The sequence below is a fragment of the Phenylobacterium sp. genome (genome assembly GCF_030680185.1).
Classification (GTDB): domain Bacteria; phylum Pseudomonadota; class Alphaproteobacteria; order Caulobacterales; family Caulobacteraceae; genus Phenylobacterium.
Genome location: NZ_JAUXVZ010000054.1, coordinates 15,988 through 41,760 on the forward strand (window position 1 = coordinate 15,988; position 25,773 = coordinate 41,760).

Consider the following 25,773-nt stretch of genomic DNA (forward strand, 5'->3'; position numbering starts at 1 on the left):
CGTGAATCCCTTCTTGCCGCGCCAGGAGCGCAGGGAATAGCGGCGTGGCGGTGTCTTTCAACCGTCTTCGGTGTAGCAGAGCAGCGTGACCCCCGACAGGAGGGCGATCACAGGCGGCGCCCAGGCCGCCGCGGCAAGGGGAATGATGTTCGCATTGGCCAGGGCGCCTGCGAATTCGTTCAGGAAGAAAAAGACGAAGCCCAGGGCCACGCCAGCGCCCGCCAGGCCCGCCAGGCCGCCCAGGCGGACCAGACGCAGGGAGAAGGCCGCGGCCAGGATGGTCATGGCGGCGAACAGCACCGGCGTGGCCAGGAGCTGGTGGAAGCGAAGCTGATATCGGCTGGCGCTGAAGCCGGCCTGCTCGGTCGTCCGAATGGCGGCCGGCAGACGCCAGAAGGCGATGGCCTCCGGCGAGGCGAACCGTTCCATGGCCGATTCGCTGTCGAGACTTGAGCGCAGGGACAGGCTTTCGGACCGGACGGAGCTTTCCCCGGCTGCGGCCTCGCGGACATCGGTCAAACGCCAGAACCCAGGCAGCAGCCTGGCCTCGGCCGCCTCCAGCCGGCGGGTGAACTGCGGCGCGCCATCCTCATCCTTCTGATAGACGAACAGCGAGACCCCCCGTAGCACGACCGAGCCGTCGACGATTTCGCGGTCGCTGGCGTGAATCACGATCTGGCTGCGCTCATCGCCTTGCCGCAGCCAGACGTCCTGCGGCGCGTCGACGAGATAATTGTCCATGATCCGGGCCCGCTCGCTGGCGAACCTGGCGTTCGACGCGGCGGCCAGCGGGTTCAGGAGGGTTACGGTGATCACCCCGACAACGGCGGCCGCCGCCGCCGTGGGCAGGATGAAGCGCCAGGCCGAGACCCCGGCCGCCCGCATGGCCACAAGCTCGCTGCGCCGATTGAGGCTCACATAGGCCGACATGCAGCCGAACAGAAACACGAAGGGCAGAAGCACCAGGATCAGGGACGGCATGCCCAGGGCCGTGAGCCCGAACAGCTGGCTGACACTGACCTCGGCGCGCACACCCACCGAGCGGGACAGCTCCACGAACTGCACCAGCAGGATCACCGCGGAAATGACGGCCAGGGCGACGCCGACGCTCAACAGGCTGCGGCTCAGAACATAGGCCTCGATCCGACCAAATCGCATCAGGCGGCGCCCCCCCGCGCGATCCGGTTGGGGCGCGAACGCATGTCGATGAAGCGCGAGACCTTCTGGCGGAACACGTTGCGCAGGGCCAGGCCCGTGGCGGCCAGGGGGATGGCGTACTGCAGGAGATTCAGCCAGGCATGGGATTCACTGGCGGCCTGGGCGATGAAGCCCAGGATTCGTGTGATCGCCGCCGCAGCCCCCGCCCAGGCGATCCGTCGGCCATAGCCCATCCGGTCATAACCGCCGCCCAGGATGGCGGCCAGCGCCATGGCCATGAAGGCGATGTTGTAGAGGGGGCTGGCCAGCCGGGCATGACCTTCGGCCAGCATTTCCAGGCGATTGCGCTGTTCCCAATCCTGGGTGAGGTCGGGGAAGAACAGCTCGTGGAGATAGCGGTCAGAGGGTTTGTAGTGGATCAGCTCCTCGGACGCGACCAGCGGGCTGAGGTCGAAGATGTACTCGTCAAAGGTCAGATAGTTCAGGACGCCGGTCTCGCTGAACTCCTGGGTCGATCCGCGGGCCATGATCAGGACGGGCACGCCGCCCCTGGTCGCCAGCCGGCCTTCATCGGCGGTGTAGGTCGTCGCCACGCCATCGGATTCCGCCACGTGGATGAAGAGGTTGCCCATCCCCCCGCGGCTGTCGACGCTCTGCGCATAGACGGTCAGGCCCGGCGCGGGCTCGGTGAACTCGCCCTCGCGCACCAGGGTCGCGGCGAGGTCGGTCCGCACGTCGAACAGGGTGTTCCTCAGTTCACGAAACGCTGCGGGCTGGATGAAGAGGTTCAACACCAGGGCCGCCAGGGCGATCATGGCCGCCAGCCGCATGGACGGCGCAATGACGCGCCAGCGACTCATGCCGCCTGCGTAGCAGACGACCAGCTCCTGCTCGCTCTGCAGCCGGTTGAGCGCCACGAGGGCGGCGACGAACAGGGCGATGGGCATGACCATGTTGATCAGTTGCGGCATCGCCAGCAGCGTGATCTTCAGGAACACGCCAGCGCTCTGGCGCTGATTGATGATGACATCAAGCGCCGAGAGGCTCTGGCTAAGCAGAGCCACCGAGGTCAGGGCGAGCGCCGCCAACAGGGTGGGACCCACCAGTTGGCGCAGCAGATATCGGTCGATCAGGCGCATGAAAAAAAGGCGTCGCCGGCGTGATTTGGCGCGCCCTTGGCGCGAAGCTGTTCTAAACCATGCGTTGCTGCGCCACACAACCGCCGCAGGAGACGCCAGTCTGGGCGCCCTGGCGGTGGAGCGCCTTCAGCTTTGCTTTGATAGAGAATTCGCATGGACATCCAATTCGTCGCGCCCGGTTCAGATATCGCCGAAAAAACGGCGCTCGCCCTCATCGTCTTTGAAGGTTCTGTCCTTTCCGGGGCGGCCGCCGAGGCTGACCAGCAGGCCGGAGGTGTGGTGGGCCGCGCCCTGGCGCAAGGGCGCTTCACCGGCGCCAAGGGTCAGGTCCTGGATCTGACGGCGCCGGCCGGCCATGCGGCTGAGCGGCTGGTGTTAGTCGGTGCGGGCAAGCGAGAGGCCTTTGACGATGTCGGCGCCGAGCTGGCGGCGGCCAGCGCCTACAGCGCGGTCAAGCTCTCGGGACTCACCGTGCTGCGCGTGGCCTTCGCCGATCCGACGATCGGCAAGCCGGAGCGGGCTGCGCTCGGCGTTCGCCTGGCCGCCTATCGCTTCGACCGCTACCGCACCAAGGAGCCGGCCGATAAGAAGCCCTCGATTGTCCGGGCTGAGATCGTCAGCGTCGACGCCGCGGCCGCCCAGGCCGCCTATGTGGAACAGGCGGCCCTGGCCGACGCCATTTCGTTCGCCCGCGACCTGGTGTCTGAGCCGCCGAACGTTCTCTACCCCGCGGAGTTCGCCCGCCGGGTGAAGGCTCTCGAGAGCCTGGGGCTCGAGGTCGAAATCCTCGGCGAGGCCGAGATGGCGAAGCTCGGCATGGGCTCCCTGCTCGGCGTGGGCCAGGGCAGCCGCAAGGAAAGCCAACTGGCGATCATGCGCTGGAACGGGGCGTCCGATCCTGCCGCCCAGCCCGTCGCGTTCGTGGGCAAGGGCGTCTGCTTCGACACCGGCGGCATCTCGCTGAAACCGGCCGACGGCATGGAAGACATGAAGTGGGACATGGGCGGCGCCGCCGCCGTGGCCGGCCTCATGCACGTGCTGGCCGGCCGCAAGGCCAAGGTCAACGCCATCGGCATTCTTGGCCTGGTCGAGAACATGCCCGACGGCGACGCCCAGCGTCCCGGCGACGTGGTCACCAGCATGTCGGGCCAGACCATCGAGATCATCAACACCGACGCCGAGGGCCGTCTCGTCCTGGCCGACGCGCTCTGGTACTGCCAGGATCGGTTCAAGCCGAAGTTCATGGTCGATCTGGCCACCCTGACCGGGGCCATCATCATCAGCCTGGGCAATGACTATGCCGGCGTCTTCTCCAACAATGACGAACTGGCCGACAATCTGCTGGCCGCGTCCAAGACCGAGGCCGAGCCCCTGTGGCGGATGCCGCTGCCGCCGGCCTACGACAAGCAGATCGACAGCATCATCGCCGATGTGAAGAACACCGGCGGCCGTCCGGGCGGCTCGATCACCGCGGCCCTCTTCCTGCAGCGGTTCGTCAACGGGCTGCCGTGGGCGCACATGGATATCGCCTCGACGGCCTGGAAGAAGCCGTCCAGCGTGCCGACCATCCCTGACGGCGCCACGGGCTACGGCGTTCGCCTGCTCAACCGCATGGTCGCCGACAAGTACGAGGGCTGATCGGTTCGCGCGCTGGGAGAGGGCGGTGAGGCTGATCCTGTTGCATAGCCCCCTGCTGGGCCCCTTGACCTGGCAGGGCGTGGCCCAAGGTCTGACCGGCCGCGGGCTGGCGGCGGTGGCGCCGGCCTGGACGCCGCTGACCGACATCTCCGGCGACTTCTACGCGACCCTGGCCAAGACGATGGCGCGCACGATCGAGGACGTCGGCGATGATCCGGTCATCCTGGTCGCCCATAGCGGGGCGGGCGCCCTTGCGCCGGCGACGGCGCAGGCGCTCAGCGTCCCCGTGATCGGCACGATCCTCGTGGACGCCATCCTGCCGCATCCCAGCCTCAGCTGGCTCGACACCGCGCCGCCGGCCCTTCGCCAGGATCTGACTCTCGGCTCCCAGGGCGGAGAGCTGCCCTCGTGGGACGCCTGGTGGCCGCCGGGCGCGCTGGATCGGCTCGTGCCCGATCCAGCCCTTCGGGCGTCGCTGCTGGCCGAGCTTGGGCCGCTTCCGCTCGCCTATTTCGAAGAGCCAGCGCCGCCTGGAGCGCTTTCAGGCCCCGGCGGCTATCTGCAGCTCAGCGGCGCCTACGAAGATCAGGCCCAGGCCGCGCGCGACATGGGCTGGCGGGTTCGGCGGCTCCAGCTCAACCACCTCTCGCCGCTTACGGCCCCGCGCGAAGTGGCCGGCATGATCCAGGCCCTGAGCCGCGAGATCGCGGTGGACGTTCATGGCTGAGGCGCCCTGCGAGGTCTGGTTCTACCATCTGGAGCGCTCTGGCCTTGATCAGGTGCTGCCAGATCTTCTGGAGAAGACCCTGGCGCGGAAGTGGAAGGCGCTTGTCAGGTCGCGCCTGCCCGAACGCCTGGAACACCTGGACGGCTGGCTGTGGAGCTATCGGGACGACAGCTTCCTGCCGCATGGCGCCGCAGACGAGCCGCATGCGGCCGCCCAGCCGGTGCTGCTGACCACCGGCATGGACAATCCAAACGGCGCCGATGTGGTATTTCTGCTCGACGGCGCCGATGCGGGCGGGCTCGACGGATTTGTCCGGTGCATCGTGCTGTTTGACGGCCGTGACGAGGCGGCTCTCGCCACAGCAAGGGCGCAATGGGGCGCCATCAAGAAGCAGGGGCTGCCGGTGAGCTATTGGCGGCAATTGACCCGAGGTTGGGAGAAACAGGCATGACACGCAATCTCGTCCTGGCGATCGCCGCTGGATTTCTCCTGTCGGCCTGCGCAAGCGAACCCGCGCCGACGCAGCCGCCCCCCACCCAAACGCCGGCCCCGCGGCCCATGCCGCCCAGCCAGCCTGCGGATCAGTGCGGCGCAGCCCAGGCCCAGCGCCTCGTCGGTCGCCATCGCAGCGAGATCCCGGTGCCGGTGAATCCCGGTCTGCAGCGCGTGGCCTGCACGACCTGTCCGGTCACCATGGATTTCCATCCGCGGCGCCTGAACTTCTTCTATGACGCCGAGACCGGGCTGATCAAAGAGGTGCGCTGCGGCTGAGGCCTATCGCCGGTTCATCCAGCGTCGGATGATCGCCACGCCAGCCGGCGCCAGCAGCACCAGAAGCAGCAGCAGGTAGATCAGGCGCGCCCAGTCCGGCATGGCTAGGCCGCCCCGCCGGCGCTAAGCACAGCGTCCAGAGCGCCGAGCAGCCGCTCCAGCTCGATGGGTTTGGGCGTCAGGGCGTCCATGCCGGCGTCCAGATATTCCTTTTCGTGGTGCGACATGGCGTTGGCCGTCAGGGCGATGATGGGGGTCCGAGGCCGCCCCTCGGCCTCTTCTCGCGCACGGATGGCGCGGGCCGCGGTCGGCCCATCCATCCTCGGCATCTGCACATCCATGAGAATGACGTCCCATGTGCTGTCGGCCCAGGCTTCGACGGCGCGCTCGCCGTCATCGACGATGTGAAGATCGATCATCATGGGCGACAGCAGGGTCTTCAAGACCAGCTGGTTCATCGTGTTGTCTTCGGCCGCCAATACGCGAATCAATCTGCCCTCCGGCGCGGCCAGACCCAACGGGCCAGAGTGCGCCGGCGCCGGCTCAGGCGCCTCGGCCGGAGGCAAGGGGAGCCGGACGGTGAAGCTCGAACCCTGGTCCAGAACGCTCTGCACGGTGATCGTGCCGCCCATGAGGCCGCACAGCTCGCGACAGATCGCCAACCCCAAGCCCGAGCCGCCGAACTTCCGCGTCGTGGAGGCGTCGGCCTGGACGAACTTCTCAAACAGCGAGCCGAGCCGGTCCGGCGCAATTCCGGGGCCCGTATCGGCGACATTGAGGACGAGATGGGCGCCCTTTCGCGCCACGTTGACCTGCACCGAGCCGCGCGCGGTGAACTTCACGGCGTTCGACACGAGGTTGTAAAGCACCTGCCGGACCCGGGTCGGGTCGCCCCGCCAGTAGCCTCGGGCCGAGGGGTCGATATCGAGGCAGAAATACAGATCCTTCTCGGCGGCCAGGGTGGTGAAGGTCGCCTGGGTGCCCTCGGCGATCCGCACGATGTCCACCAGGCCGTCTTCCAGCTCCAGGCGGCCGGCCTCGATCCGTGACAGATCCAGCAGGTCGTTCAACAGCACCAGAAGCGTTTCCCCCGCCTGCCGGATCACCGCCAGGCGCTCGCGCTGCGCTTCGGGCAACTCATCGCGCGCCATGGCCTGGGCCATGCCCAGCACCCCGTTCAACGGCGTGCGGATCTCGTGGCTCATGGTGGCGAGGAAGGCGCTCTTGGCGACATTGGCCGCGTCAGCCTGGTCGCGGGCGCGTTTGAGATTGGCGTTCAGCGTGCGAAGCCGCCGCTCCGAGCGCTTGAGGTCGGCGACCGACTGGGTGAACAGCACCGCCCGCACGGGGCCGGGGCCCCGGAACCTCGAGGCGCTCAGGCGAAACCACTCGCCATCCTTGGCTTCGTAGGCGCGAATGAAGGTCTCGCGCTCGCCGGCCAGCACGGCACGAACGCCGCGCTCCAGGGCGCGACCATGAGCGCCGGGAAGGCCCCTGAAGATGTCGAACATGCTCCGGTCCATCGGGTATTCATCCCGATCTCGGATGGCGGCGCCGGTCTCTCGGAAGGTGCGATTGGCTTCCACGAGGTGCCCATCGGCGTCGATCACGGCGACCATGGCGGCGATACCGTCGATGACCCCTCGAGCGAAGCCCTCAGACGCACGCAGATCGGCCAGGGCGTTGCGGGTGGCGGTAATGTCCTGGCTCGCCCCGCGGATGGCGACACAGACGCCGTCGACGATTTCCGCCAATCCCATGACGCGCAGCCAGCGGCGCTCGCCCGACGCGGTCCTGATCTCCGCCTCGAAGTCCATGCGCGTGCCGCTCTGGGCTGTTTCAATCATGGCCGCGAGCACGGTTTCGCGATGTTCCGGCAGATAGACGTCCATGGCGCGCTGGAATTCATCCGTGGCGCTCGGATGTCCGGCCATCGCGCGAAGTTCGTCGCTGTAACGAACTTCACTCTTCAGGAAATCGATCTCCCAGCCGCCAAGGCCGGCCAATCTGGCGGCCTCCTTCAGCGCCTCGGACGCCGCTTCTGAACGGCGCTGGCTTTCCCGGGCTTCGGTCATGTCGACCAAGGTAAGGACAAAGCCGTCGAACCCGCCGCCTTCGGCCGGCACGGCGCGGAGATCGGCGTCGGCCCAGTAGGCTTCGCCCGACGCCCGTCGCCCAGCGATGTCGACCCTGCAATGGGACTGCGCGCCCAGGGTCAGCAGATCGATGGCCGCCGCCGCCTCGGAGGACGGGTTATCGAACAGGAGCTTGCCCACGCCGTGACCGAGCGCATCGATGGCCGACAAGCCCGTAATCGCCGTGAAGCCGTCATTGACCCACGAGACCCGGCCATCTGGATCGATCAGAGCTATGCCGTGCGGCATCGCCGCAAGCGCCCGCGACAACCTGCCCGTGAGGACCGCGGCCGCAGGCTGTGGATTGGCGGAGCTGTCTAAACCGTCCATACGCATCTTGGGCCTGAACCTAGGCCTGAGGGGGTGAACAAAGCTGAAAACGCCTCAGCTGATTCTCTCGCTGAGGCCGCAGCCGGCACCCTAGCCCACGCCGGCCTTCAACGCTTCATAGGCCTCGACCGCGGCCATCCATTCGGCCTCGGCCGCTTCCAGTTTCGCCTGAGCGACATCCCGCTGCTTCCCGAGCGCGACAGCCCTGTCGGGATTCTGCGCGAAGACGTCGGGGGCGCTCAACTGCCTGTCGAGCTCGGCGACGGCCTCGGTGGCCCGGGCCAAGGCGGCCTCGGCGGCCTCGGCGCGGCGGCGGGCGTTGCCGGTGGGCGCCTTGCGGGCTGGCGGCGGGGGAGGCGGGGCGGGAGCCGGGGCCTCCTCACGCACCTGGGTCGGCGCCCGGACCCGGGCCTTGGCGCGCTCGATCACATAGCGGGAATAGTCTTCCAGATCGCCTTCGAACGGCGTGATCGTCCCATCGGCGGCGAGCCAGAGGCGATCGGCGACCATCTCCATCAGCGAACGGTCGTGGGTGATCAGGATGACCGCGCCGGCGAAGTCGTTCAGCGCCTCCAGCAGGGCGCGGCGGGAGTCGATATCCAGGTGGTTGGTGGGCTCATCGAGGATCAACAGGTGGGGCGCCTCGGCCGCCACCATGTTCAGCAACAGCCGCGCGCGCTCGCCGCCGGACAGGTCGGCGACCGTGGTCTCGACCTTGTCGCGGTTGAAGCCGTACTGGGCGAGCCTGGAGCGCCGCGAAGCCTCCGACGCCTCGGGCATGGCCCGGCGAATGATGTCGAGCGGCGTATCCGTCGGGTCCATGGCCTCGATCTGGTGCTGGTGGAACCAGCCCACCCGCATGCGGCGGTCTCGGTGCAGGTGGCCGTGCTCGATGGCCAGGGCCTCGGCCACCATCTTGGCGAAGGTGGACTTGCCCGCGCCGTTGACGCCGAGCAGACCGATGCGGTCGTCGACGTCCAGCCGCAGGTTCAGGTCCCGCAGAATGGGCGGACCGCCATAGCCGACGCTGACTCCTTCCAGTCGCACGAGGGGCGGGGCCAGAGGCCGCTCAGGCGAGGGCAGGGTGAAGGGGGCCACGCTCTCGCTGTCGATCGAATCGATCACCGGCAGCTTGGCCAGGGCCTTCAGGCGCGACTGGGCCTGCGTCGCCTTGCTGGCCTTGGCCCGGAAGCGATCGACGAAGGACTGCATGTGCGCGCGCTTGGCCTCGATCTTCGAGCGCATCGCCTCCTGCAGCCGCGCCTTCTCGGCCCGCTGGGTTTCAAAGGCGTCGTAGCCGCCGGCATAGAGGGTCAGCTTGCCGTCGGCGAGATGCAGGGTGTGGTCGATGGAGTTGTTCAGCAGCTCGCGGTCATGGCTGATGATCAGCGCATTGTAGGGATAGACGCGCAGGCGCGCCTCGAGCCAAAGCGCGCCTTCGAGGTCGAGATAGTTGGTCGGCTCGTCCAGCAGCAGCATGTCCGGCTCTGAGAACAAGGCCGCGGCCAGGGCCACCCGCATCCGCCAGCCGCCGGAGAATTCCGACATCGGCCGTTCCAGATCCTCGGTGGAGAAGCCCAGGCCGGCGAGGATTTCTGCGGCCCGCGAGGGCGCACGGTCAGCATCGATCTCGATCAGGCGGGCATAGATTTCGCCCATCTGTTCAGGCTCGGCGGTCTCCAGATCGGCCAGCAGACCATGGCGGACCTCGTCGGCGGCCAGCACGGTGTCGATCAGCGACACTGGCGTCGCCGGATGCTCCTGGTCGACCGAGCCCAGGCGTGCGCCCTTGGGCAGGCTGATCTCGCCGGACCCCAGGACCAGTTCGCCCTTGATCAGCTTGAACAGGGTGGACTTGCCCACGCCGTTGCGGCCCACCAGGCCGACCTTGGCGTTGCGGGGCAGGCTGACCGTGGCGCCATCGAAGAAGCGGCGGCCCCAGGCGTCGAAGACCAGTTCGTGAATTTGCAGCATGAGCGTCAGGGCACAACAGTAAGAGGCAGGCGAGATTGCGTGCGGCCGCACGCCTGCAGGCGGGCTCGCCGTCATGGGGGAGGGGGCCGGAAGTTTCGAGATCTTGCGCCGCCGCCGTCCCGACCGTGGCCGCGCTCATAGCAGACCTGGCCTCGCCCGTCAGGGGGTATCGCCCCGCTGCGACTTGGCGCGGGCAAGGCGGGAAGCTATACACGCGCGCCTCTGGGCGAACTCCCGCCCCAAGACCCCATTCCTGAAGAAAAAATCCCATGACCGAACGCACCTTCTCGATCCTCAAGCCGGACGCGACCGAGCGGAACCTCACCGGCAAGATCAATGCGGTCATCGAAGACGCCGGCCTGCGCATCGTCGCCCAACGCCGCATTCGCATGACCGAAGCCCAGGCCAAGACCTTCTACGAAGTCCACAAGGACCGCCCGTTCTACGGCGAGCTGGTCGGCCAGATGACCTCCGCCCCCGTGGTGGTCCAGGTTCTGGAAGGCGAAAACGCCGTGGCCAAGTATCGTGAGATCATGGGCGCGACGAACCCGGAACAGGCCGCCGAAGGCACCATCCGCAAGCTCTTCGCCAAGAACGTCGGCGAAAACTCGGTCCACGGCTCCGACAGCCAGGACAACGCCAAGTTGGAAATCGCCCAGTTCTTCACCGAAGACCAGATCGTCGGCTGATCGGCGTCATCGCCGGAACGACAGAGGGCCGCAGCGTTGACCGCTGCGGCCCTTTTTCATGGCCGAACCGCCAGAGGGCTCAGGCGGCGATCAGCTCGCCGCAGATGAAGGCGTCGTCGCCTGCGCCCAGCAGGGCCTCGAGCACGGCTGGCGCTTCCTCTGCCCCGACGATCAACATCATGCCGATCCCGCAGTTGAAGGTCCGGCGCATCTCAGTCTCGGCCACGCCGCCGACCTCCTGCAGCCAGTCGAACACCGGCGGCTGGCTCCAGGCGCTCCAATCGAAGCGTGGCGCCAGACCATCTGCGATCGCCCGGGGGGGATTTTCGGTCAGGCCGCCGCCGGTGATGTGGGCCAGGCCTTTGATCTGACCGGCCTTGATCAGGGGCGTCAGGCTGCGGGCATAGATGCGCGTCGGCGTCATCAGCGCCTGGGCGAGGCTTTGGCCCTCGGCGAACGGGGCGGCCGCGTCCCAGGCCAGGCCCGAACGCTCGACGATCTTGCGGATCAGCGAATAGCCGTTGGAGTGCGGCCCCGACGAGGCCAGGCCGATCAGCAGGTCGCCGGCCGCCTGGTCGTCCATCCGCGGCAGCACGCGATTGCGATCCACCGCGCCCACGGAAAAGCCCGCCAGGTCGTAATCGTCGCCGGCGTACATGCCCGGCATCTCGGCGGTCTCGCCGCCCACCAGGGCCGCGCCGGCCAGCTTACAGCCCTCGGCGATGCCGGCCACGACCCGGGTCGCGACCGCCACGTCCAGCTTGCTGGTGGCCAGATAGTCCAGGAACATCAGCGGCTCTGCGCCCTGGGCCAGCAGGTCGTTGACGCACATGGCCACCAGGTCGATGCCGACCGTGTCGTGCAGGCCTGTCTCAATGGCGATCTTCAGCTTGGTGCCGACTCCGTCCGTGGTCGTGACCAGCAGAGGGTCGTCATAGCCAGCGGCCTTGAGATCGAACAGGGCGCCAAATCCCCCTAGGGAAGCCTCGGCGCCTGGGCGGCGCGTGGCCTTGGCCAGGGGCTTGATGGCGTCCACAAGGGCGGCGCCGGCGTCGATATCGACACCCGCCTGGGCGTAGGTCAGGCCGTTTGGCCGATCGGTCATTTCGTATGCCCTGGCCCCTTCGGGGGCGGAAAGAAATTGATGCGCCCATGCATCGGGCGCTTGCAGACTCGGTCGCGCGCGAGGCTATAGCTACCGGATGACGCCGATTACAACCACCGCCGAACTCGCGGCGTTCTGCGACAGACTGAAGGGGCAGCCCTTCGTCGCCGTGGACACCGAGTTCATGCGCGAGACCACATACTGGCCCAAGCTCTGCCTGATCCAGGCGGCGACCCCCAGCGACGAAGCGGTCATCGACCCCATGGCCGAGGGTATGGACCTTGAGCCATTCCTGGAAATCATGCGGGACGAGACCATCCTGAAGGTCTTCCACGCCGCCCGACAGGACGTTGAAATCTTCAACAACCTGAAGGCCATGCCGAAGCCGCTGTTCGACACCCAGGTGGCCGGGATGGCCGCCGGGTTCGGCGAGCAGATCGCCTATGACGCCCTGGTCCGACAGATGCTGAAGATCGAGCTCGACAAGTCGAGCCGCTTCACCGACTGGGCCCGGCGGCCGCTGGCGGAATCTCAGCTGACCTATGCGCTGGCCGACGTCACACACCTGGCCAAGCTCTATCCCATGCTGCGCGCGCGGCTGGAGAAGGAGAACCGCCTGGTCTGGGTGACCGACGAGATGCAGGCCCTGACCGATCCGGCCAATTACGATGTCGAGCCGGAGAACGCCTGGAAGCGGCTGAAGCCGCGCCGGCACACCTCGAAATATCTGTCGGTCTACAAGGCCGTGGCCGCCTGGCGCGAACGGACCGCCCAAAGCCGCGACCAGCCCCGCGGGCGCATCCTGAAGGACGACGCCATCGACGAAGTGGCGACGCAGGCCCCGACGGACGCCGCCGGCCTCGATCGGCTTCGCTCGGTGCCCAAGGGCTTCTCCGGCTCGAAGTTTGGCCCCGACCTCCTCGAGGCCATCCGCGAGGGACTGAAGAATCCCGAGGCCAACGCCCCGCAGGTGGAGCGCGCCCGCAGCACCAACTCGCCGGCCGCAGGCGCCGTGGTCGAGCTGCTCAAGGTGCTGCTCAAGGCCCGCGCCGAGGACGCCGGCGTCGCCTCGAAGCTCATCGCGACGGTCTCCGACCTGGAACAGATCGCCAATGACGACGACGCCGAGACGCCCGCCCTGCAGGGTTGGCGCCGGGAAGCTTTTGGCGAGGACGCCCTGCGGGTGAAGCGCGGCGAACTGGCCCTGGTGCTCGACGGCGCACGGGTGCGCGTCGTTGAGGTCCGCCGCGCGCCGCGCCAGTCCTCCTAAGGCTTGTCGGCTAAAGCGCCTTAAGTTCGAGCTTGAGTTTCAGGGCGGCGGCCAGTGTCGCCGCCCTTTTCTTTGTCTGCTCCCCAAGCAAGAGGTCAGACCAGCCGGGAGTCGCCGTCAGGCGAAGGACCGGGCCATCCACCTCCAGCCGGGCTTCCGACAGGAGCTGGCCGTTGCGGCCCGAGAGGTCGGCGCCGAGGCGCAGGGCGGCGCCCAGGGCCCTGGCCCGGGCCCGGCGCTCGGCGCTGAGCACGCGCATGATGGTGGCGGACTCCGGGATGTTGCTGGAGGCGGAATGGCGGGCGAAGGTCGCCAGCGCCAGGAAGCACCGCTCGGCGTGGCTCATGCCCGCGATGGGCGCCCTCAGGACCTGGGCGAAGGCCAGTTCGGCGCGATGGTCGGGGTGCAGGCGGCCGCCGAGGTCGGCCAGCCGGCAGGCCGCGGCGATCAGCAGTGGATCTCGATCCTCGAACACCGGCGGCAGGACGCGCAGGGCCGGCGTGACCCAGGCATGCAGGGCGCTGGTAAGATCGCCCGCCGACAGGCCCCGCATGGCGCTCATGGCCACGCAGCCCTCCAGCAGGGGATCGCGCCGACGGACCGCCTCGTCCATGCCGTGCCACAGCAGGCCCTCCCGCAGGCCGAAGGCCGAGATCACGATCCGCTCCAGGCCCAGGCGCTCGATCAGGGTCTCCAGCACGAGCGCCGCATAGGGGAGGGTCTCGTAGCGCTTCTTCGACAGCCCCTCGATCCGCTCCAGCGAATTTCGTGATTGCCGGACCACGAAGCGGCTCAGGTCCAGGGCCTCGGAGCGGGACATCTCGTACTGATGGGCCACCCGCAGGGGGTAGTCCGTCATGATCATGTGCAACAGGCCGAGATTGCGCCAGGCGCCGCCCACGGCGTGAAATTCCGCGCAGTTGAGTCCGTCGGCCAGGGGATCGAGGCTGGCGTCGATCAGCCGTCTGGCGTCATCCACGGCCAGCGGCCGCGGCGCCCCAAGAGCGAATGGCCCGAGCGGCAGGGTGACTCCCGGCTCCGGCCCATCATGGCCAAGACGCACCAGCTCCAGGCTCGAGCCGCCGAGGTCGCCGGCCAGGCCGCGAGCGCCCGGATGGCCCGCCAGGACGCCGGCGGCGGCGAAGTAGGCCTCTTCTTCCCCCGAAAGCACCCGCAACGGCAGGCCGAGCTCGCCGCGCAACCGCTCGGCGAAGGCCGGCCCATCCTCGGCCTCGCGGACGGCGGCCGTGGCGACGGACACGATCTCATGCGGCTCCCAGCCCTGGAGGATGGCGCGGAACCGGCGCAGGGCGCCCAGCGCGATCTCGACGCCGTCCGGGGCCAGCCGACCGGTCTCGGCCAACTCCCGGCCAAGCCCCGCCAGGGCCTTTTCGTTATAGACGGTCCAGATGGCGCGCCCTTCGAGCCGGTAGATCACCAGTCGGACAGAGTTGGAGCCAACGTCGATGACGGCCGCCTGGCGGCTTTCAGGCCTAGCTTCGTGCGGCGACATGATCGATCGCGCGCGGCATATCCTTCACACGTTGTCCCCGGCCAGACAGGCTTGGATTGGTCATGAAGTACTCGTGCGCGGAAAAGGCGCTGGGATGGTCCCAGTTGGGATCGCGGGTGTAGCGCCCCGAAGCATCCAGCGTCCAGCTCTGGGCCTCATCCTTGAGGCTGGCGACCATGATCTGCTGCAGCACCTGCTGGTGCACCGTCGGATTTTCCACCGGCACCAGGCTTTCGACCCGGCGGTCCAGGTTGCGCGGCATCCAGTCGGCCGACGAGATGAACACTCTGGCCTTGCCGGACGGCATGGGATGGCCGTTGGCGAAGGCCACGATCCGCGAATGCTCCAGAAAGCGGCCGACGATGCTCTTGACCCGGATATTCTCTGACAGGCCCGGCACGCCTGGCCGCAGACAGCAGATGCCGCGGATGACGAGGTCGATGGAGACGCCGTCCTGACTGGCGACATAGACGGCGTCGATAACCTCGGGATCGACCAGGGCGTTCATCTTGGCCCAGATGGCGGCCGGCTTGCCGGCCTTGGCGTTGGCGGCCTCCTGACCGATCAGACTGATCAGGTCGTCCTTCATGGTCACCGGCGAGAAGGACAGCTTCTCCAGCTGGGTCGGCCGGGCATAGCCAGTGATGAAATTGAACACCCGCGAGGAGTCCCGCGCCAGGGCCGGATCGGTCGTGAACAGTGACAGGTCGGTATAGATTCGCGCCGTGACCGGGTGATAGTTGCCGGTGCCGTAGTGACAATAGGTGCGAACCTGATCGCCCTCGCGACGGACCACCACCGAGAGCTTGGCGTGGGTCTTGTACTCCACGAAGCCGAAGACCACGTGGACGCCGGCCCGCTCCAGGTCCCGGGCCCATTTCAGATTGGCCTCTTCGTCGAACCGCGCCTTGATCTCGATGACGGCGGTGACGTTCTTGCCGTTCTCGGCCGCCTCGATCAGGGCCGCGACGATCGGGCTGTCCGATGAGGTTCGATAAAGGGTCTGCTTGATCGCCAGGACGTGCGGGTCGCGGGCGGCCTGGCGCACGAACTGCACCACCACATCGAAGCTCTCGAAAGGGTGGTGGACCAGGATGTCCTTTTCCCGGATCGCCGAGAAGCAATCGCCCCCGTGGTCGAGGATGCGCTCCGGAAAGCGGGCGGTGAACGGCTTGAACTTCAGGTCCGGACGATCAGGCGGAATGAGCTGCGAGAGCTCATCCAGGCCCAGCAGGCCATCGATCAGCAGGACGTCGTCGGGCTGGGCGCTGAGGTTTTCGCAGATGAAGCCGCGCAGGCTCTCGGGCATGGCCTGTTCGATCTCGACCCGAACCACCGAGCCCAGGCGCCGCTGCTTCAGCCGCGCCTCGAACTCGCGCACCAGGTCCTCGGCCTCTTCCTCGATCTCCACGTCGGAATCGCGGATCAGGCGGAACACGCCGCTGGCTTCGACATCACAGCCGGGAAACAGGTGATCCACGAACAGGGCGACCATGCCCTCGAGCGAGATCGAGCGCCGTTGCGGCTTGGCGGGCTTGCGACCGCCCCGGGGGGCTTCCAGCTGCCAGAAGCGCGCCACCTGGGCGGGGATCGGCACCAGGGCGTTGAACTTCTTGCCGTCGGACTCCCGCTGAAGGGTCAGGGCCAGGGAGAAGGCCAGGTTCGGGATGAACGGGAAGGGGTGAGCCGGGTCGATGGCCAGCGGGGTCAGGATCGGGAAGACCAGGCTGAGAAAGGCCGCCTCAAGGCTGGCCCGCTCGGCTGGGGTCACCTCATCGGCCTCCACCAGGCGCAGGCCTTCCGCCGCCAGTTCCCGCCGCAGGTCGCGCCAGCGGTTCTGCTGGTCGGTCATCAGCATGGCGGCCTCGGCGTTGACCTTTTCCAGCTGCTCGGCGGCGGTCAGGCCGTCCTGGCTGATGGAGCGGACACGTTCGCGCACCTGGGCCTTCAGGCCCGCCACGCGGACCATGTAGAATTCGTCGAGATTGTTGGCTGAGATCGACAGGAACCGCAGCCGCTCCAGCAGCGGGTGGCGGGGATTCTTGCTCTCTGAGAGCACCCGCTCATTGAAGGCCAGCCACGAGATTTCCCGGTTGAAGAACCGGTCGCTGGAGGCCGCCATGTCGGCGTCCCAGCCCAGCGCTTTCCCGACCTGGGATTCGCCTTTGGGCGGTTGGGACGCGACGTAGGACATGGGGACCTCTCGAAACATGGAACGGTGCGAGCCTCGCCGATCCAGGCCTGAGGGTCACTCGAAAAGGTCAAGATTTTCGGTGTCGGTTTCAAGAACCTGCCGCGCCAGCACGCGAGACACCGGCCGGTGGCTCTCGCCGGAGGCGGCGTCCAGTCGGCGCACCACCTCCCAGGCGGCCGGCGCCGAGCGCTCGATCCGGCGCAGGATGTAGGGGATCACGTCGTCGTGCGGGGTGATGTTGCAGCGGGCGAACTGCCGCCGCAGGATCGCCTCGAGCACCTCGTCGTCCGGCGCCTCGATCTCGGCCACCTGAAGGGCGTTCAGGCGCGAGCGAAGGTCCGGAAGCTCGGCCGGCCAACCGGCCGGCGCGGTGCGGGCGGTCAGCAGCAGGCCGGCCCCAGGTCGGCCGGCCATGTTGATCCGGTGAAACAGGAATTCGGCGTCGAACCCCTGGTCCACATCCTCGATCAGCACAGGACCGGCGTCAGCCAGGTCCACGTCGCGGGGGCCAAGTCGGCGCGCGCCGACGTCTTGGGCCCAGAGGCTGGCGAGGTGGGTCTTGCCGACGCCCTCGGGGCCCACCAGGACCAGGGCGCCGCCGTGCCAGGCCGGCCAGGCGGTCAGAGCGGCGCGCGCTGCGGCGTTGGAGGGGCCGGGGGCGAAGGCCTCCCGGTCATAGGACGGCGGGCGTCGAAGCTTCAGCCGAAGCTGCCGGGCCATGGTCCATGTCCTAAGGAACTCATTTCACGCACGAATCTATCAGGCGCGTTGGCGCTGGTCGATGCTGCGAGGCGCAGGCCCCTGGGGATGAACGCCACCGTCCTGTGCAGGGCGGCGGAACGCGGCGGCGGTTGTGGGCGCTTAGCTGTCCTGCGCCATCGGGGCGCCTATGAGGGAGTTCACCATGTCGGAGCACGTCTACAGGGTCGTTGAACTGGTCGGGTCGTCCAAGGACAGCATCGATGATGCGATCCGCAACGCCATCTCCGAGGCCAGCAAGTCGCTGCGTGACATGCGCTGGTACGAGGTCACCGCCACCCGCGGCGAGATCGTCGATGGCCAGGTCGGTCACTTCCAGGTCTATTTGAAGGTCGGCTTCACCATGGAAGGCTCCCGCGACTAGCGCGCGCCGCGCTTGAGCGGGCAGGAAGGTCAGCCGCGCGGGCCCAGGGCCTCGCGGCTGCTCATCCGCACCCAGCCTTCGGGGCGGAGCAGTTCTATCGGCGAGAAGCGGGCCTTGTAGTCCATCTTCTCGCTGCCCCGCACCCAATAGCCCAGATAGACGCAAGGCACCCCGATGAGGCCTGCCTGCACGACGTGATCGAGGATCATGAAGGAGCCCAGGCTGCGACGGGCCTCGGCGGGGTTGTAGAAGCTGTAGACCATCGACAGGCCGTCCGACATCAGGTCGATCAGGGCGCAGGCGATCAGATCGCCGGGGCCGCCATCGTCGGATTGGACACGATACTCCACCAGATGGGTTCGCACGGCGGTATCCTCGACCATGGCGACATAGTCGGGCCAGCTCATCTCGGCCATGCCGCCCTCGGCGTGACGGGTGCTCAGATAGCGCCGGAGTAGTTCGAACTGCTCCATGGTCGCCTCGGCCTCGACGACGGACCGAACAATGTCGTCGTTGCGGGCAAGAATCCGCCGTTCCGACCGCGAGAACACATAGTCTTCGACCGGCAGGCGGGCCGACACGCAAGCCACGCAGGCTTCGCAGGCCGGGCGATAGGCGATGTTCTGAGAGCGCCGGAAGCCGATCTGGGTGAGGGAGTCGTTGACGCCTGGACCGTCGGACATGGGCAGGTGGGCGAACACCTTGCGTTCGAAGCGACCCGGCAGGTAGGGGCAAGGCGACGGCGCGGTCAGGAAAAACCTAAGCTGTCGCGTCGGGAAATGCTGCGTCACGGACCTGCGTTCGCCCTCGAACCCCTGTTGAGGAACCGATTAGGAGGCATGTGCGGCTCGCAGGCAAGCCGACACATTTCGGTGAGCAATCCGGCCGCGGAACGAACCCTCGTCAGGGACGCACATCTGGCGGAAGCACGGGCGCTTCGCGAAGCAGAACGATGGCGATCCGGCGGTTACCGGGCAGGGTCGGGTCATCGGGATAGAGCGGCTCGGAATTGGCCTTGCCCGCGACCTGATAGATCCGATCCGAGGCGACGCCTGCGGTCTGCAGCACCCGGCGCGAGGAATCAGCCCGTGTCGCCGACAGGGCCCAGTCGCCCTCGGCGCGGGAGCCGTCTGCGCTTACGCTGGTGTGGCCATAGATGCTCACCCGGTTGGGCAGCTGGGTGATGATCTTGGAGACCGCGCGCAGAAGCAGCCGAGCCCGGTCGTTGGGCTGACCTGATCCTTCGGCGAACATGGAGCGGCCCTCCTGATCGACCAGTTGGATGCGCAGGCCTTCTGGCGTCTGGTCGATGATGATGTTCTTCGACAGCTCGGCCAGCTCGGGCATGTCCTGCAGCGCCTGCCGCAAGGACTGGGCCGCGGACTGGAAGGCGGCTTCTTCTCGTTTTTGCAGGGCTTCGCGCAGGGCCTCGGTGCTGGCCTCCTGCATCTGGCTCGTGGCGGAGGGGTCCTGCGTCTTGCCGTCTTCTTCCGGGTTCGGTGATTCCGGCGACATCTGCTCGATGATCGACATCGAGCCGGAGGACTTGGCGCCATCGGCGCCCAGGGCGGTGCCGCCCAGAATGCCGCCCGAACCCGAGGTCGTCGACGAAATGCTGGCCGGCGCGAAATAGTCGGCGATGCCGCGCTTCTGCTCAGGGCTGGTGGTGTTGATCAGCCACATCAGCAGGAAGAAGGCCATCATCGCGGTGACGAAGTCGGCATAGGCCACCTTCCAGGCGCCGCCATGGTGCCCATGGCCGCCGCCCTTCTTGACCTTCTTGATAACGATCGGCCGCTCGCCCGTCGCCATCGACACACCCCGGTTAACGCTAATTGACCCGCAAGGTGACGTGCGGCTCGTTAAGATGGCGTTGCCATTCGATGAGTCTGAAGGGGGCCGAACCTTATGAAACTGGCGTTTGCGGGCCTGGGCGTGATGGGATTTCCCATGGCCGGCCATCTGGCCAAGGCCGGCCACGAGGTCGCGGTCTTTAACCGTAGTCCGGAAAAGGCGGGCCGCTGGGTGGCGACCCACGGGGGGCGCGCCGGCGCCACGGCGGCGGAAGCCGCTCAGGACGCCGAGTTCCTTTTGCTCTGCGTGGGCAATGACGACGACGTCCGCGCTGTGGTGACGCAGGCCCTTCCATCGCTTGCCCCGAACGCGGTGATTGTCGACCACACCACGACCTCGGCCAGGCTGGCGCGGGAGATGGCGCAGCTTTGCGCCGAGGCCGGCGCGAGCTTCATCGATGCGCCGGTGTCCGGCGGTCAGGCGGGCGTCGAAGCTGGCCAGCTGACCATCATGTGCGGGGGCGACGCCGGCGCCTTCGCCCGCGCCGAGGCCGTCGTCGGCGCCTATGCCAAGGCGGTGAAGCTGATGGGACCGGCGGGCGCTGGCCAACTCACCAAGATGGTCAACCAGATCTGCATCGCCGGCGTGGTCCAGGGTCTGGCCGAAGGCCTGCATTTCGCCCAGCGCGCGGGGCTCGACCCGGCCGACGTGCTGGCGGCGATCTCCAAGGGCGCGGCTCAGTCCTGGCAGATGGATAATCGCTGGCCGACCATGGCCGAGGGGCGGTTCGATTTCGGCTTCGCCGTCGACTGGATGCGTAAGGATCTGGGTCTTGTCCTGGACGAGGCCGGCGACAACGGCGCGCGCCTCGACGTGACCCGTCTGGTGGACAGCTACTATGCGGAGGTCCAGGCCATGGGCGGCGCGCGCTGGGACACCTCCAGCCTCGTGGCCCGCCTGGAACGGCCGAAATGATCCTGCAGACCGCGCGGCTGCGGCTGCGGGCGGCGGAGGCCAGCGACGCGGCCTTCATCCTCGAACTGCTCAATGCCCCGGGATTCGTCCAGGGGATCGGTGATCGCGGCGTCCGCACCCTGGAAGAGGCGCAGGCCTATATCGAGACCCGCATCATCAGCAGCTACCTGGACCACGGCTTCGGCATGTGGGTGGTGACGCCGAGAGATTCCCCTGAGCCCATAGGCCTGGCAGGTCTCGTCAAGCGTGAGGTCCTGCCGCATGTGGATGTGGGCTATGCCTTCCTTGAGCGGGCCTGGGGCCAGGGTTACGCCCAGGAGGCCGCCGCCGCCGTGCTGGCCCATGCCCAAGAGGTGCTCGGCCTTGAGACCGTCGCGGCCATCGTCAACCCGGACAACCTGGCCTCGCGCAGGGTGCTCGAGAAGATCGGCCTGCGGTTCGTCGACGTCCGCCAACTGGAAGGCTGGGACCAACCCAGCGCCTACTACCTTGCCGGGGTTGGTCAGACCTGAGGATCAGGCGCCCAGAAGGCGCGCGGCGTGGGGGGCGAAGTAGGTGATGGTGCCGGCGGCGCCGGCGCGCTTGAAGGCGCCAAGGCTCTCCAGGATGGCGCGATCCTCGTCGATCCAGCCATTGGCGCCGGCGGCCTTGATCATGGCGTACTCCCCCGACACCTGGAAGGCGAAGGTCGGCAGGCGATAGGCCTCCACCAGGCGGCGCAGGATGTCGAGATAGGGGAGGCCCGGCTTGACCATCACCATGTCGGCGCCCTCGGCGATATCGAGGGCGACCTCGCGCAGGGCCTCCTCCGTATTGGCCGGGTCCATCTGGTAGGTCTTCTTGTCCCCAGGATTATCCACAGTGCCTGTGCCTAGTTTCCCCGAGCCGATGGCGTCGCGATAGGGGCCGTAGAAGGCCGAGGCGTACTTGGCCGCATAGGACATGATCATCACGTCCTGCAGACCTTCGGCCTCCAGGGCGCTGCGCAGGGCGCCGACCCGGCCATCCATCATGTCCGACGGGGCCAGGATATCGCAGCCGGCCTTGGCCTGGACCAGGGCCTGCTCGACCAGTCGCTCGATCGTGGCGTCGTTGAGGATGCGGCCGTTCTCGATCAGGCCGTCGTGGCCGTGATCGGTGAAGGGATCGAGCGCCACATCGCACATGATGCCGACCTCGGGGGCGGCGTCCTTCATGGCCTTGACCGCCCGGCAGATCACCCCGTCCGGGTCAGCCGCCAGGGAGCCTGAGGCGTCCTTCCGGGCCATGTCGATGTGCGGGAAGATGGCGATGGCCGGAATTCCCAACCGCCGCGCCTCGACCGCAGCCTTGGCCGCCTCGGCCACCGACAGTCGGGCGACGCCGGGCATCGAGGCCACCGGAACCTGGCCCTCGCCCTCATGGACCACCATCGACCAGATCAGATCGGACGGCGTGAGGACGGTTTCGCGGACAAGGCTGCGAATCCAGTCGGCCTGGCGCAGGCGGCGCAGACGCAGGGCGGGGTAGGCGGCGAGGGGGGGAAGGCTCATAGGGCCCGGCTCTTACCCATCGTCTTGTCCGACGCAAGCCTGACGGCGCCGACAATGGAAGCGCCGATCAGCCAGAGCCCCGACAGGAAGCCGAGGGCGATCGCGCCGACGATCAGGAACAGCAGGGTGGCGTCGATGGCCACCTGGCCGATCACCACCTCCATCTGATCGACGCCGCCCCAGCCCGCGGTGTTGGCCAGGCCATAGAGCGAGGCCAGGATGTGGATGACGGCGGCCAGGCCACAGACGCCGGCCAGCAAGGCCAGGACGAAGGCCACCCAGAAGCTGCGGATCTGAAAGCCGAAGTGGCTGCGCGCGGGCTCCTGCGCCGAATCGCGCTGGGTATAGGCGATGATCACCGCCGCCAGGGCCGGCACGCCGGCGAAGAAGACGGCGGCGAACATCAAGGCGTAATTGAGAAGGGCGAGGTTGCGGCCCGACTCCACGGCGCTGGCGCCGCCGCTGTTGAAGGTCATTCTGATCTCCCCCTGTCGTTGACAGGGTGCGCCGCCCGCGCGACTTCCTCAAGCCCAGGGAGGCCCAAGGTCATGGATTTCGAGTTCTCCGAGGATCAGCGGGCCCTTCAGGCTGCGGCCCAGGCCTTCGCCGCGGCCGAACTGACGCCCTTTTCGGCGCAATGGGACCGCGAAAGCCACTTTCCGGTCGACACGCTGCGCCGAGCGGCCAGCCTTGGGTTTGCCGGCATCTACCTGTCAGAGGATGTGGGCGGGGCGGGGCTGTCGCGCCTGGACGCTTCGATCATCTTTGAAGCGCTCGCCTATGGGGATGTCGCCTCCACCGCCTATCTGACCATCCACAACATGGCCGCCTGGATGATCGACAGGTTCGGCGACGCCGATCTTCGAGCCCGCTATCTGCCCCGGCTGACGACCATGGAGTTGGTGGCGTCCTATTGCCTGACGGAGCCTGGGGCCGGCTCCGACGCCGCAGCCCTGACCACGACCGCCGTCCGCGATGACGAGGTCTATGTGCTGAACGGCTCCAAGGCCTTCATCTCCGGCGGCGGGACCTCCGACCTCTATGTGGTGATGGCCCGCACGGGCGGGCCGGGCGCCGGCGGCGTCTCGGCCTTTGTCGTCGAGGCGGGGACGCCGGGCCTGTCATTCGGGGCGCGGGAGCGGAAGATGGGCTGGAACGCCCAGCCCACCGCCCAGGTGAACTTCGACGGCGTGCGCGTGCCGGCCAGCAATCGGATCGGCGCCGAAGGGGAGGGCTTCCGTTTCGCCATGATGGGCCTGGATGGCGGAAGGCTGAACATCGCCTCCTGTTCCCTGGGCGGCGCGGCCCTGGCCCTGGACACCGCCCAGGCCTACCTCGCCGAGCGCCGCCAGTTTGGCCGCCCGTTGCGCGACTTCCAGGCCCTGCAGTTCAAGCTGGCCGATATGGCCACCGAACTCGAGGCGGCCCGGCTGATGGTGCGCCGCGCCGCCGCCGCCCTGGACGCCGGACGCCCCGACGCCACCAAGCTCTGCGCCATGGCCAAGCGCTTCGCCACCGACGCCGGCTTCCATGTGGCCAACGAGGCCCTGCAACTGCATGGCGGCTACGGCTACCTGGCCGACTACCCGCTGGAGCGGATCGTCCGCGACCTGCGCGTCCACCAGATCCTGGAGGGGACGAACGAAATCATGCGGGTGATCATCGCCCGGGAGATGTTTCGATGACCGACGAGCCCGAGGTCCTGACCCGTATCGAGGGCGCCGTCGGACGGATCACGCTGAACCGCCCCAAGGCCCTGCACGCCCTGACGACCAGCATGTGCCGGACGATGATCGACGCCCTGGTGGACTGGCGGACCGATCCGGCGGTGGACTTCGTCCTGATCGACCATTCCGGCGAGCGGGGCTTCTGCGCGGGCGGCGATATCCGCATGCTCGCCGAGAGCGGCGCCCGCGACGGCTTTGCGGCCCGGGAATTCTTCTTCACCGAGTACCGGCTCAACCACCTGATCTTCGAATATCCCAAGCCGGTCATGGCGATCATGGACGGGGTGACCATGGGCGGCGGCGTCGGCCTGGCTCTGCCGGCGCGCTATCGGGTCGCCACCGAAAGGACGACCTTTGCCATGCCGGAAACGGGGATCGGCCTGTTTCCCGACGTGGGCGGCGGCTGGCATCTGCCGCGGCTGCCGGGCAAGTCCGGCCTCTGGCTCGCCCTGACCGGCGCCCGGCTGAAGGCGGCTGACTGCGAACTGCTGGGCCTGGCCACCGACTATGTGGACTCCGCCAACATCGAGGCGCTGAAGGCGCAACTCGTCGCCGATCCCGCCGCCGTCGAGACGCATCTCACCCTGCTGGAGGCTGACGCCGGACGTCCGCCCCTGGGTCTTCATCGCGACGAGATGGACCGGCTGTTCGACGGCGACAGTGTCGAGGCGATCTTCGCCGCCCTGGAGGCCGACGACGGCGCCTGGGCCGCCGCCCAACTGGACGTCCTGAAGACCAAGTCGCCCCAGACCCTCAAGGTCGCCTTCCGGCAGCTGGCCCTGGGGGCTCAGGCCGAGACCTTCGCCGAGAATATGGAGATGGAGTATCGCATCGGCGCCCGGGTGGTCGGCCTCTACGACTTCATCGAGGGGGTCCGCGCGGTGATCATCGACAAGGACAATGCGCCCCGCTGGAATCCCGATCGTCTCGAAGGCGTCACCGACACCATGCTCGACGAGATATTCGCCCCCCTGCCTTCCGCCCAGGCCTGGCGGCCGCTACCCTTGGAGTAAGGCGGCGCGCGTCCGCCACCAAGGGAGATCGCCATGCAGACCACCAGTCCCGCGGGGCGGGCATGACCTGCTACGCCTTCATCGGCCTGGGCAATATGGGCGGCGGCATGGCCGCCGTGTTGGCCGCAGCGGGGCATGAGGTGAGGGCCTCCGACCTTTCCGCCGACGCCCTGGCCCGCGCCGTCGCCGCGGGCGCGACGTCTTCGGCGTCCGCCCTCGACGCCGTCTCTGGCGCTGAGGTCGTCATCACCATGCTGCCCGCCGGGACCCATGTGCACGAGGTCTACCAGCAGGCTGTCCTGGCCGGCGCGGCCAGGAACGCGCTGGTGATCGACTGTTCCACCATCGACGTCGATACGGCCCGCCTGGTGGCCGGTCAGGCTACGGCCGCGGGCCTGCGTCCCGCCGATGCGCCTGTCTCGGGCGGCGTGACGGCGGCTGCGGCGGGCGGACTCACCTTCATGGTGGGTTGCGCCGAAGACGACTTCGCCGATGTGGAAGCGGTGCTGAGGCCGATGGCCAAGACCGTGGTGCGGGCCGGCGACGCCGGGGCAGGGCAGGCGGCCAAGATCTGCAACAACATGCTGCTGGGCATATCGATGATCGGCGCCTGCGAGGCCCTGTCTCTGGCCGAAGGGCTGGGACTCGACCCCGAGCGATTCGTCGAGATCGCCTCGGCCTCGTCGGGGCAGTGCTGGTCGCTGACCTCCTACTGCCCTTGGCCGGGCCCGGTGGCGGCTGCGCCGTCAAACCGTGGCTATGAGGGCGGATTCGCCGGCGCCATGATGCTGAAGGACCTGAAGCTGGCCCAGGGGGCGGCGGCTTCAGTGGGGGCTTCCACGCCCCTGGGGGCGCAGGCCGAGGCGCTTTATGCGCTGTTTGACCGTCTAGGCTATGGTGAAAAGGACTTTTCGGGCCTAATTCAGGTGCTGCGCGGACGACTGGACCTGCTTGCCTGACGGCTGG

At 67.8% G+C, this 25,773-nt stretch carries 24 protein-coding genes; 12 read left to right on the forward strand and 12 right to left on the reverse strand.

What is annotated here, in order from left to right; genetic code table 11:
* Positions 1 to 57: 57 nt before the first annotated feature.
* Both lptG and lptF read right to left on the reverse strand, forming a co-directional pair.
* Positions 58 to 1,158, reverse strand: a complete 1,101-nt coding sequence (gene lptG, locus Q8L83_RS13355; protein ID WP_370868394.1) for an LPS export ABC transporter permease LptG — start codon at positions 1,156 to 1,158, stop codon at positions 58 to 60.
* Complete coding sequence (gene lptF, locus Q8L83_RS13360) at positions 1,158 to 2,297, reverse strand: LPS export ABC transporter permease LptF (protein ID WP_305287719.1); 1,140 nt, start codon at positions 2,295 to 2,297, stop codon at positions 1,158 to 1,160. The genes lptG and lptF overlap by 1 nt, the downstream gene beginning before the upstream one ends.
* A gap of 153 nt (positions 2,298 to 2,450) precedes the next feature.
* On the opposite strand from lptF, the gene Q8L83_RS13365 reads away from it, so the two are divergent.
* Genes Q8L83_RS13365 through Q8L83_RS13380 form a run of 4 tightly spaced genes read left to right on the forward strand, consistent with a single transcriptional unit; the run spans position 2,451 to position 5,433 of the window.
* Positions 2,451 to 3,935: a leucyl aminopeptidase gene (locus Q8L83_RS13365; RefSeq protein WP_305287721.1), complete on the forward strand. Its 1,485-nt coding sequence runs from the start codon at positions 2,451 to 2,453 to the stop codon at positions 3,933 to 3,935.
* A 25-nt stretch (positions 3,936 to 3,960) separates the two neighbouring features.
* Entirely contained in the window at positions 3,961 to 4,662 is a 702-nt protein-coding gene (locus tag Q8L83_RS13370) for a hypothetical protein (protein ID WP_305287723.1), read from the forward strand.
* On the forward strand, positions 4,655 to 5,113 hold the full coding sequence (locus tag Q8L83_RS13375; protein WP_305287725.1) for a DNA polymerase III subunit chi: 459 nt from the start codon (positions 4,655 to 4,657) through the stop codon (positions 5,111 to 5,113). The genes Q8L83_RS13370 and Q8L83_RS13375 overlap by 8 nt, the downstream gene beginning before the upstream one ends.
* Entirely contained in the window at positions 5,110 to 5,433 is a 324-nt protein-coding gene (locus Q8L83_RS13380; protein WP_305287727.1) for a peptidase inhibitor I78, read from the forward strand. Before Q8L83_RS13375 ends, Q8L83_RS13380 begins: the two co-directional genes overlap by 4 nt.
* A gap of 104 nt (positions 5,434 to 5,537) precedes the next feature.
* On the opposite strand, the gene Q8L83_RS13385 is transcribed toward Q8L83_RS13380, so the two are convergent.
* Together Q8L83_RS13385 and Q8L83_RS13390 are read right to left on the reverse strand one after the other, a co-directional pair.
* Positions 5,538 to 7,904, reverse strand: coding sequence for an ATP-binding protein (locus Q8L83_RS13385; RefSeq protein WP_370868395.1), 2,367 nt, complete (start codon positions 7,902 to 7,904; stop codon positions 5,538 to 5,540).
* A gap of 84 nt (positions 7,905 to 7,988) precedes the next feature.
* Positions 7,989 to 9,872, reverse strand: a complete 1,884-nt coding sequence (locus Q8L83_RS13390; RefSeq protein ID WP_305287731.1) for an ABC-F family ATP-binding cassette domain-containing protein — start codon at positions 9,870 to 9,872, stop codon at positions 7,989 to 7,991.
* Positions 9,873 to 10,141: 269 nt separating this feature from the next.
* Between Q8L83_RS13390 and ndk the strand changes: the two genes are divergently transcribed.
* Positions 10,142 to 10,561, forward strand: a complete 420-nt coding sequence (gene ndk, locus Q8L83_RS13395) for a nucleoside-diphosphate kinase (RefSeq protein WP_305287733.1) — start codon at positions 10,142 to 10,144, stop codon at positions 10,559 to 10,561.
* Between the two features lie 79 nt (positions 10,562 to 10,640).
* Here ndk and purM read toward each other — a convergent pair whose 3' ends face one another.
* Positions 10,641 to 11,666 (reverse strand): phosphoribosylformylglycinamidine cyclo-ligase, encoded by a 1,026-nt coding sequence (gene purM, locus Q8L83_RS13400; RefSeq protein WP_305287735.1) that lies wholly within the window; start codon positions 11,664 to 11,666, stop codon positions 10,641 to 10,643.
* Positions 11,667 to 11,763: 97 nt separating this feature from the next.
* Between purM and rnd the strand changes: the two genes are divergently transcribed.
* The gene (gene rnd / locus Q8L83_RS13405) at positions 11,764 to 12,936 is read left to right on the forward strand and encodes a ribonuclease D (RefSeq protein WP_305287736.1); all 1,173 of its coding nucleotides are present in this window, start codon (positions 11,764 to 11,766) and stop codon (positions 12,934 to 12,936) included.
* 10 nt (positions 12,937 to 12,946) lie between these two features.
* On the opposite strand, the gene Q8L83_RS13410 is transcribed toward rnd, so the two are convergent.
* The 3 genes from Q8L83_RS13410 to Q8L83_RS13420 all read right to left on the reverse strand — a co-directional run bounded on the left by Q8L83_RS13410 (position 12,947) and on the right by Q8L83_RS13420 (position 17,363).
* Positions 12,947 to 14,449: a Ppx/GppA phosphatase family protein gene (locus Q8L83_RS13410; protein WP_305287738.1), complete on the reverse strand. Its 1,503-nt coding sequence runs from the start codon at positions 14,447 to 14,449 to the stop codon at positions 12,947 to 12,949.
* Positions 14,430 to 16,571 carry an RNA degradosome polyphosphate kinase gene (locus Q8L83_RS13415; RefSeq protein WP_305288090.1) on the reverse strand — a complete coding sequence of 714 codons (2,142 nt, stop codon included), beginning with the start codon at positions 16,569 to 16,571 and terminating at the stop codon, positions 14,430 to 14,432. Before Q8L83_RS13415 ends, Q8L83_RS13410 begins: the two co-directional genes overlap by 20 nt.
* A 126-nt stretch (positions 16,572 to 16,697) precedes the next feature.
* Entirely contained in the window at positions 16,698 to 17,363 is a 666-nt protein-coding gene (locus Q8L83_RS13420; protein ID WP_305287740.1) for a chromosomal replication initiator DnaA, read from the reverse strand.
* Positions 17,364 to 17,547: 184 nt separating this feature from the next.
* On the opposite strand from Q8L83_RS13420, the gene Q8L83_RS13425 reads away from it, so the two are divergent.
* Positions 17,548 to 17,766: a dodecin gene (locus Q8L83_RS13425; RefSeq protein WP_304712272.1), complete on the forward strand. Its 219-nt coding sequence runs from the start codon at positions 17,548 to 17,550 to the stop codon at positions 17,764 to 17,766.
* Between the two features lie 29 nt (positions 17,767 to 17,795).
* On the opposite strand, the gene Q8L83_RS13430 is transcribed toward Q8L83_RS13425, so the two are convergent.
* The gene (locus tag Q8L83_RS13430; RefSeq protein WP_305287743.1) at positions 17,796 to 18,557 is read right to left on the reverse strand and encodes an arginyltransferase; all 762 of its coding nucleotides are present in this window, start codon (positions 18,555 to 18,557) and stop codon (positions 17,796 to 17,798) included.
* A gap of 112 nt (positions 18,558 to 18,669) precedes the next feature.
* Positions 18,670 to 19,578 (reverse strand): flagellar motor protein MotB, encoded by a 909-nt coding sequence (locus Q8L83_RS13435; protein ID WP_305287745.1) that lies wholly within the window; start codon positions 19,576 to 19,578, stop codon positions 18,670 to 18,672.
* A 96-nt stretch (positions 19,579 to 19,674) separates the two neighbouring features.
* On the opposite strand from Q8L83_RS13435, the gene Q8L83_RS13440 reads away from it, so the two are divergent.
* Positions 19,675 to 20,535, forward strand: coding sequence for an NAD(P)-dependent oxidoreductase (locus Q8L83_RS13440; protein WP_305287747.1), 861 nt, complete (start codon positions 19,675 to 19,677; stop codon positions 20,533 to 20,535).
* Positions 20,532 to 21,047, forward strand: coding sequence for a GNAT family N-acetyltransferase (locus tag Q8L83_RS13445; RefSeq protein ID WP_305287749.1), 516 nt, complete (start codon positions 20,532 to 20,534; stop codon positions 21,045 to 21,047). Before Q8L83_RS13440 ends, Q8L83_RS13445 begins: the two co-directional genes overlap by 4 nt.
* Before the next feature lie 3 nt (positions 21,048 to 21,050).
* On the opposite strand, the gene hemB is transcribed toward Q8L83_RS13445, so the two are convergent.
* Both hemB and Q8L83_RS13455 read right to left on the reverse strand, forming a co-directional pair.
* Complete coding sequence (gene hemB / locus Q8L83_RS13450; protein ID WP_305287750.1) at positions 21,051 to 22,067, reverse strand: porphobilinogen synthase; 1,017 nt, start codon at positions 22,065 to 22,067, stop codon at positions 21,051 to 21,053.
* On the reverse strand, positions 22,064 to 22,543 hold the full coding sequence (locus Q8L83_RS13455; protein WP_305287752.1) for a hypothetical protein: 480 nt from the start codon (positions 22,541 to 22,543) through the stop codon (positions 22,064 to 22,066). Before Q8L83_RS13455 ends, hemB begins: the two co-directional genes overlap by 4 nt.
* Before the next feature lie 72 nt (positions 22,544 to 22,615).
* On the opposite strand from Q8L83_RS13455, the gene Q8L83_RS13460 reads away from it, so the two are divergent.
* The 3 genes from Q8L83_RS13460 (at position 22,616) to mmsB (ending at position 25,766) form a co-directional block, all read left to right on the forward strand.
* On the forward strand, positions 22,616 to 23,752 hold the full coding sequence (locus Q8L83_RS13460; RefSeq protein ID WP_305287754.1) for an acyl-CoA dehydrogenase family protein: 1,137 nt from the start codon (positions 22,616 to 22,618) through the stop codon (positions 23,750 to 23,752).
* Positions 23,749 to 24,807 carry an enoyl-CoA hydratase/isomerase family protein gene (locus Q8L83_RS13465; RefSeq protein ID WP_305287756.1) on the forward strand — a complete coding sequence of 353 codons (1,059 nt, stop codon included), beginning with the start codon at positions 23,749 to 23,751 and terminating at the stop codon, positions 24,805 to 24,807. The genes Q8L83_RS13460 and Q8L83_RS13465 overlap by 4 nt, the downstream gene beginning before the upstream one ends.
* 62 nt (positions 24,808 to 24,869) lie before the next feature.
* Positions 24,870 to 25,766 (forward strand): 3-hydroxyisobutyrate dehydrogenase, encoded by an 897-nt coding sequence (gene mmsB, locus Q8L83_RS13470; RefSeq protein WP_305287758.1) that lies wholly within the window; start codon positions 24,870 to 24,872, stop codon positions 25,764 to 25,766.
* Positions 25,767 to 25,773 lie beyond the last annotated feature (7 nt).

Bases quoted from the DNA above. Each gene is read 5' to 3' on its own strand.
- lptG (WP_370868394.1), bottom strand. From the start codon at position 1,158: ATGCGATTTGGTCGGATCGAGGCCTATGTTCTGAGCCGCAGCCTGTTG.
- lptF (WP_305287719.1), bottom strand. From the start codon at position 2,297: ATGCGCCTGATCGACCGATATCTGCTGCGCCAACTGGTGGGTCCCACC.
- Q8L83_RS13365 (WP_305287721.1), top strand. From the start codon at position 2,451: ATGGACATCCAATTCGTCGCGCCCGGTTCAGATATCGCCGAAAAAACG.
- Q8L83_RS13375 (WP_305287725.1), top strand. From the start codon at position 4,655: ATGGCTGAGGCGCCCTGCGAGGTCTGGTTCTACCATCTGGAGCGCTCT.
- Q8L83_RS13380 (WP_305287727.1), top strand. From the start codon at position 5,110: ATGACACGCAATCTCGTCCTGGCGATCGCCGCTGGATTTCTCCTGTCG.
- Q8L83_RS13385 (WP_370868395.1), bottom strand. From the start codon at position 7,904: ATGCGTATGGACGGTTTAGACAGCTCCGCCAATCCACAGCCTGCGGCC.
- Q8L83_RS13390 (WP_305287731.1), bottom strand. From the start codon at position 9,872: ATGCTGCAAATTCACGAACTGGTCTTCGACGCCTGGGGCCGCCGCTTC.
- ndk (WP_305287733.1), top strand. From the start codon at position 10,142: ATGACCGAACGCACCTTCTCGATCCTCAAGCCGGACGCGACCGAGCGG.
- purM (WP_305287735.1), bottom strand. From the start codon at position 11,666: ATGACCGATCGGCCAAACGGCCTGACCTACGCCCAGGCGGGTGTCGAT.
- rnd (WP_305287736.1), top strand. From the start codon at position 11,764: ATGACGCCGATTACAACCACCGCCGAACTCGCGGCGTTCTGCGACAGA.
- Q8L83_RS13410 (WP_305287738.1), bottom strand. From the start codon at position 14,449: ATGTCGCCGCACGAAGCTAGGCCTGAAAGCCGCCAGGCGGCCGTCATC.
- Q8L83_RS13415 (WP_305288090.1), bottom strand. From the start codon at position 16,571: ATGGCGGCCTCCAGCGACCGGTTCTTCAACCGGGAAATCTCGTGGCTG.
- Q8L83_RS13420 (WP_305287740.1), bottom strand. From the start codon at position 17,363: ATGGCCCGGCAGCTTCGGCTGAAGCTTCGACGCCCGCCGTCCTATGAC.
- Q8L83_RS13425 (WP_304712272.1), top strand. From the start codon at position 17,548: ATGTCGGAGCACGTCTACAGGGTCGTTGAACTGGTCGGGTCGTCCAAG.
- Q8L83_RS13435 (WP_305287745.1), bottom strand. From the start codon at position 19,578: ATGGCGACGGGCGAGCGGCCGATCGTTATCAAGAAGGTCAAGAAGGGC.
- Q8L83_RS13440 (WP_305287747.1), top strand. From the start codon at position 19,675: ATGAAACTGGCGTTTGCGGGCCTGGGCGTGATGGGATTTCCCATGGCC.
- Q8L83_RS13445 (WP_305287749.1), top strand. From the start codon at position 20,532: ATGATCCTGCAGACCGCGCGGCTGCGGCTGCGGGCGGCGGAGGCCAGC.
- hemB (WP_305287750.1), bottom strand. From the start codon at position 22,067: ATGAGCCTTCCCCCCCTCGCCGCCTACCCCGCCCTGCGTCTGCGCCGC.
- Q8L83_RS13455 (WP_305287752.1), bottom strand. From the start codon at position 22,543: ATGACCTTCAACAGCGGCGGCGCCAGCGCCGTGGAGTCGGGCCGCAAC.
- Q8L83_RS13460 (WP_305287754.1), top strand. From the start codon at position 22,616: ATGGATTTCGAGTTCTCCGAGGATCAGCGGGCCCTTCAGGCTGCGGCC.
- Q8L83_RS13465 (WP_305287756.1), top strand. From the start codon at position 23,749: ATGACCGACGAGCCCGAGGTCCTGACCCGTATCGAGGGCGCCGTCGGA.
- mmsB (WP_305287758.1), top strand. From the start codon at position 24,870: ATGACCTGCTACGCCTTCATCGGCCTGGGCAATATGGGCGGCGGCATG.